This is a genomic window from Polaromonas sp. (genome assembly GCF_018780625.1).
Classification (GTDB): Bacteria; Pseudomonadota; Gammaproteobacteria; order Burkholderiales; family Burkholderiaceae_C; genus Polaromonas.
The window spans coordinates 1-5696 of record NZ_JADMJK010000003.1; the positions used below are offsets into that span (position 1 = coordinate 1).

Here is a 5696-nt window from a genome sequence, read left to right on the forward strand (position 1 = left end):
CTGGCAGCCACCAGCAAGGCGGCAAAGCCCAGCATGCCCAGCCCCAGCACGGCCATCGACGCGGGCTTGAGGTTGCCGACATCGCGGCGAATCACGCGCAGCGGCGGCACCTGGGCCAGCTGCAACACCGGCGGCAGGCCAAAGGCCAGCAGCAGCGTCAGGCCCATGCCCATGCCAAACGCGACGGGCCAGAGCGTGGCCGCCGGCAGCGCCGTTTCAACCAGCCCGGCCAGCAGCAGCACAAAACCGTAATGCACGGCATAGCCCAGCGCCACGCCCAGCGCGCTGGCAAACAGCCCCGCCACCACGAACTCAAACGCGTACGCCAGCGCTATGGTGCGCTGCGGCTGGCCCAGCACCCGCAGCATGGCGCAGTCGTCCAGGTGCTTGGTGGCAAAGCTGCGCGCCACGATGGCGACCGCCACGGCGCTGAGCAGCGCGGCCAGCAGGGCCACCAGATTCAGGAATTTTTCGGCGCGCTGCAGCGTCTGCTGCATCTCGGGGCTGCCGCTTTCCAGCGACTCCAGCCGCACGCCCCGAATGCCGGATTCGGCGCCCGGCTTTTTGATCTCGTCAGTGGCCCACTTCACATAGGCCTTGACCGCTGCGGCGTCGCCGGCCACGGCAAAACGGTAGTTGGTGCGGCTGGCGGGCTGGATCAGGCCGGTGGCAGCCACGTCGGCCTGGTTGACCATGACGCGCGGCGAAAAGCTGATGAAGCCCGCGCCCCGATCGGGCTCCTGCACGATGACGCGTGTCAGCGTGAAGCGGCTCTCGCCCATCAGCAGGGTCTGGCCCAGCTTGAGCCCCAAGGCATCGAGCAGCGACGCGTCGGCCCAGGCCGTGCCCGGCGCCGGAATGTCGCGCGTCATCTGGCCCGCGCCGTCCAGGCTGTCGGCCACTTTCATGCTGCCGCGCAGCGGGTAGCCGTCGGGCACGCCCTTGAAGGCCACCAGCTTGCTGGCGCCGCCGTTTTCATCGGGCGCGCGGCCCATGGTGGGAAAGGTCACGGTCGTGACCGCTTTCAGACCCAGCGCCTGGGCCTTGGCGATAAAGGCGGCCGGGGTCTGGCCATCGCTGCGCAGCACGGCATCGCCGCCCAGCAGTTGCTGGGCGTCGCGTTGCAAGCCGCCCTTGAGCCGGTCCGCAAAAAAGCCCACCGCCGTGAGGGCCGCCACCGCCAGCGTCACGGCCACGATCAGCAGGCGCAATTCACCCGCGCGCAAGTCGCGCAGCAGTGTGCGCCAGCCAAGTTTCAAAAAAAGGGAGTTCATGGGCCTAACCTTAGCGCAGAAGGGGTAAACAGGAGGCCGCAAGGACTTGCGGCACGGGCACGGGCCACAAGCTTACTCAAGCGCCAGAGAAGCCCGCTGCCGGGCTGCATCAAGCGCCCCGTCCGGCTTGACCACCCCCGGCTGCAGCGTCAGGCGCTGCGCGCCGCTGTAGCAGACAAAACGCTTGTTGGTCGCACGGCCAATCGCGCACAGGCCCACCATTTGCGCGACCTGGTGCCCCATCTGGGTAATGCCGCTGCGCGACACCACGACAGGCACGCCCATCTGCGCCGACTTGATCACCATTTCGCTGGTCATGCGGCCGGTGGTGTAGAACACCAGACCTTCCATGCCGAGATCGGTCGGCGAAGCGACCAGCGAGGAGGTACCGTCTTCGCTAGCCGGGGCCGCGGAACCGGCTTCGCCGGGCCGCAGGCGCAGCGCCCCCTCGGGGGGCAGCGAACCACACGAAGTGGGGAGCGTGGGGGCCACGTGCTGCATCCAGATCCAGCCGGCAATGGTGTCCATGGCGTTATGCCGCCCGACGTCTTCAACAAAAAGCAGCATTTCCGGCTCGGGCAAGGAGGTGTCAAACAGGGCGCAGGCATGCACAGAGCCGGCCGACTTGTACGTGGTTTCTTTCAGGCGGATGGTGTTGACCAGGCTGTAGAGCTGGCTTTGCGTGATGCCGGCGCCCGGCGGCAGCGCGATCTTGTCCACCTCGTCCATCAGGCCGCCAAACACGCTGCCCTGCCCGCAGCCGGTGGTCACCACGCGCCGGGCGGTTTTTTCTTCGATGTCTTCAATCCCGTGGCGGGTCTTGACGGCGGCGGCGCCGACCTCCCAATCGACCGTGATGGACTCGATCTCGTGTACCGACTTGAGCAGCCGCTGGTTGCGCAGAAAGCCCAGTACCAGCAGTTCGGGATGCGCGCCCAGCGTCATCAGCGTGACCAGCTCGCGCTTGTCGACATAAACGGTCAGCGCGCGTTCCGCAGGAATGGAGACCTTGTGGTGCTCGCCGTATTCGTTGACGGCGTCAATTTCACAGGTCAAGGGCGCCCGGGCGTGGGTCAGGCGGGGCAAGCAGGCGCCCTGGGATGCGGGGGATGTCAAAGGCATGATCTGAGGCTACAACAAAAAAGGCCGGCGCTGAGCGGCCCGGCCTTTTACAGGATGGCGGACAAGGGATTACTTGACAGGATTCACCACGGCGTCAGGTTGCTTGGTGCTCGGTGGGCTGGCGGCATTGGTCGTCGGAGAATGCGCGCCCGCGGCCTCGATAGGCTTGGCCACGACAGGCGGCGCATAAGAAAAAGCCCCCGGATCCGCGCAAGGCGGCAGCACCATGGCCGGCCTGGTTTCCTTGCCGGCCGCCTTGGCCGACTGGTAGTAGCTGGCCGCCACTTTGTCCTGTGACTTGCACAGCTGGTAAATATCTACCTTGCCCGCCCAGGCGGCCTTGGCTGCGGCCTCGGCCGCCTTGGCCTTGGCTTCCTCGGTGGGTGGTGGCAGTTTGGCCAGCGCCATCGCAGACGCGCTGGCCAGCAGACTCACGATCAAAAGTTTTTTCATAACAGCCTCATTCTTCATGCCTGGATGGTCTGACTCGATGGCGTGGGCTTGCCACTGCGCTGGGACGGAATATGACCGGCCTTCACGTCGTCATACCAAAATTCGTGATGCTCTTTGGCCCAAGTCTCGTCGACATAGCCGGTTTTCATGCCCTGGTAAGCGCCCTGCATGCCGATGGTGCCAATGTAGATGTGGCCCAGGAACATGGCCATCATCAGCACGGTGGCCACGGCATGCACCATGTGCGCAATCTGCATGGTGCTGCGCTCGTACACCAGGCCCGGCAACAGCATGTCGAGCACAAACCCCGAAGCCACGACGATGATGCCCAAAAAGAACACGCCGCCCCAGAACACCAGTTTTTCGCCCGCATTGAAGCGGTGTGAAGGCACCTCATGCTCGGACATCAGGCCACCACCCTTGAGCAGCCAGCCCAGGTCGCCGCGCTTGGGCAGGTTGTCACGCACAAAGGTGAAAAATATGATCACCAGGGACACCGCAAACACCGGCCCCGCGAAGTTGTGCAGGTTCTTCAACAGGTAGGTGAGCCAGCCAAACAGCGTCGCCCCCATCACGGGCAGCAAAAAGAACTTGCCAAACGCCATGACGACGCCTGAAATGCCCAGAATGCAAAACGCAATGGCATTGGACCAGTGCGCCGACCGCTCAAACGGCGTGAAACGCTCAATCTTGCGGCCCGTGTCGACGCCATGGGTCTTGAGCGTGCCTTTGCCCAGATAAAACAGCGCAATCGCACCCAGCACGATCAGCAGCAGCGCCCCGCCGTAGGGGATCAGCCAATTGTTGCGTACCTGGCGCCAGGCTTCCCCGGCGTTGGTCAGGCGCGAGCCCGGGTACTGGACAAAAGGCTGAATCAGGTTGCCGGCTTCAGGCGCCTGGCTTTTGGGCAGGCTGCTGTAGCCCGTGACACCCTGGCCGACCTGGCGCCACATGGGCGCATTGTTGCCAGGCTGAACCCTGGCGCGCTCACCATTGGTCTGCTGGGCATAGTTGGGGTCAGCGCTGGCCTCCGGCTTGACCTCAAAAATATTCTGGCCCTGAATGCCGCCCGCTGCAGCCGGCGCCACGGGCGTGGCAGGCGCTGGCGCAAGCGCACCCGAGGCCTGCGCTTGCGGGGCCGCCGGGGCCTGCGCACCCGCCAGCCCGGTCACGCCAAGCGCTATTACAAATATAGCTAATCGTGCTCGTTCCATAAGGGCTCCGGTCACTTTGTCTTGGAATATTCGTTCTGGGTGTTCTGCAAACGGGCCTTGAGCCCCTGCTCCCAGCTGGTCTTGTCGCCCGGCTTCCAGCCCGGTTCGACAAAGCTGTTCTGCGCCCCCTGAAATGCGGGTACGTCGCTTTTAACGCCTGCGCTGGTTTGCGGCTTGTCACCGCAAGCGGCCAGCAGCATGGCGGTGGAAATGGTCAGTACCAGGCGCATCATGATTTCGCTCCTGCGGGCGGCTGGCCCGCTTGACGGGAACCATAGGCGGTTCCCCAGCCCCAGACTTCGGCGCCCTTGCCGCGCTGCACCACCCGGTTGCGGAAAATGTCGGCGACCACATCGCCGTCACCAGCCAGCAGCGCCTTGGTGGAACACATCTCGGCACAGGCGGGCAGCTTGCCTTCGGCCAGGCGGTTGCGGCCATATTTTTCAAATTCAGCCTGGCTGCCGTTGACTTCAGGGCCACCCGCGCAGAAGGTGCATTTGTCCATTTTTCCGCGCACCCCGAAGGTTCCGGACGACGGAAACTGCGGCGCGCCAAAGGGGCAGGCGTAGGAGCAATAACCGCAGCCGATGCAGATGTCCTTGTCGTGCAGCACCACGCCTTCGTCGGTGCGGTAAAAGCAGTTGACGGGACAAACAGCCATGCAGGGCGCGTCGCTGCAATGCATGCAGGCGACCGAAATGGACTTCTCGCCCGCAACGCCATCGTTGAGCGTGACCACGCGGCGGCGGTTCACGCCCCACGGCACCTCGTTTTCGTTCTTGCAGGCGGTGACGCAGCCGTTGCATTCAATGCAGCGCTCCGCATCACAAACAAATTTCATGCGTGCCATGGTGAATCCTGAAAAGTCGTCATAAAAAAGATACGCAGCGCAGGGGCATTTCCCCTTCCCCGCCCGTGCAAGCACCGGCCGCGGAACTGGCTTTGCCAGGCCGCAGGCGGGCGGGCCCCCTCGGGGGGCAGCGCAGCACACGAAGTGGCAAGCGTGGGGGTCATGCTCGTTCGACGTTGCAAACCGTCGTCTTGGTTTCCTGCATCATCGTCACCGCGTCGTAGCCGTAGGTCGTCGCGGTGTTGATGGCTTCGCCGCGCACGATGGGCGCGGCGCCTTTGGGGTAGTAAGCCAGCATGTCAGCGCCCTGCCAGCGTCCCGAAAAGTGGAAGGGCATGAACACCGTGTCGGCAGCCACGCGCTCGGTCACCAGGGCCTGAACATTCAGGCGTGCGCCCGTCGGGGTGCTGACCCAGGCGCGCTCGCCATTGCGAATGCCTTTTTCGGCCGCCACCTTGGGGTTGATCTCAATGAACATTTCCTGCTGCAACTCGGCCAGCCAGGGGTTGGAGCGGGTTTCTTCGCCGCCGCCTTCGTATTCGACCAGGCGGCCAGAGGTCATGATCAGCGGGAACTTCTCATGCACCTTGTCGGCGATGTTTTTGTCCTGCACGGTCTTGTACAGCGTCGGCAAGCGCCAGAAAGTTTTCTTGTCGTCGTGCGTCGGGTACTTGGCCATCAGGTCGGGTCGGGTTCCGTAGAGCGGCTCGCGGTGCTGGGGAATCGCATCCGGGAAATTCCACACCACCGCACGCGCCTTGGCATTGCCAAACGGATGGCAGC

General features: G+C 64.1%; 7 protein-coding genes. All 7 read right to left on the reverse strand.

What is annotated here, in order from left to right; all coding sequences use genetic code 11:
* Positions 1–1274 (reverse strand): FtsX-like permease family protein (locus IV091_RS00220; RefSeq protein ID WP_366806969.1); only part of this gene is annotated, 1274 nt, incomplete at its 3' end.
* Positions 1275–1346: 72 nt separating this feature from the next.
* A complete protein-coding gene (locus tag IV091_RS00225) occupies positions 1347–2396 on the reverse strand; it encodes a formate dehydrogenase accessory sulfurtransferase FdhD (protein ID WP_293463847.1) in 1050 nt (349 codons plus the stop codon).
* Positions 2397–2465: 69 nt separating this feature from the next.
* Positions 2466–2849, reverse strand: a complete 384-nt coding sequence (locus IV091_RS00230) for a hypothetical protein (protein ID WP_293463850.1) — start codon at positions 2847–2849, stop codon at positions 2466–2468.
* 14 nt (positions 2850–2863) lie between these two features.
* Entirely contained in the window at positions 2864–4063 is a 1200-nt protein-coding gene (locus tag IV091_RS00235) for a formate dehydrogenase subunit gamma (protein WP_293463853.1), read from the reverse strand.
* An 11-nt stretch (positions 4064–4074) separates the two neighbouring features.
* Positions 4075–4296: a hypothetical protein gene (locus tag IV091_RS00240; protein WP_293463856.1), complete on the reverse strand. Its 222-nt coding sequence runs from the start codon at positions 4294–4296 to the stop codon at positions 4075–4077.
* Complete coding sequence (gene fdh3B, locus IV091_RS00245) at positions 4293–4913, reverse strand: formate dehydrogenase FDH3 subunit beta (RefSeq protein WP_293463859.1); 621 nt, start codon at positions 4911–4913, stop codon at positions 4293–4295. Before fdh3B ends, IV091_RS00240 begins: the two co-directional genes overlap by 4 nt.
* 160 nt (positions 4914–5073) lie before the next feature.
* Positions 5074–5696 (reverse strand): formate dehydrogenase subunit alpha (locus IV091_RS00250; protein WP_293463862.1); only part of this gene is annotated, 623 nt, incomplete at its 5' end.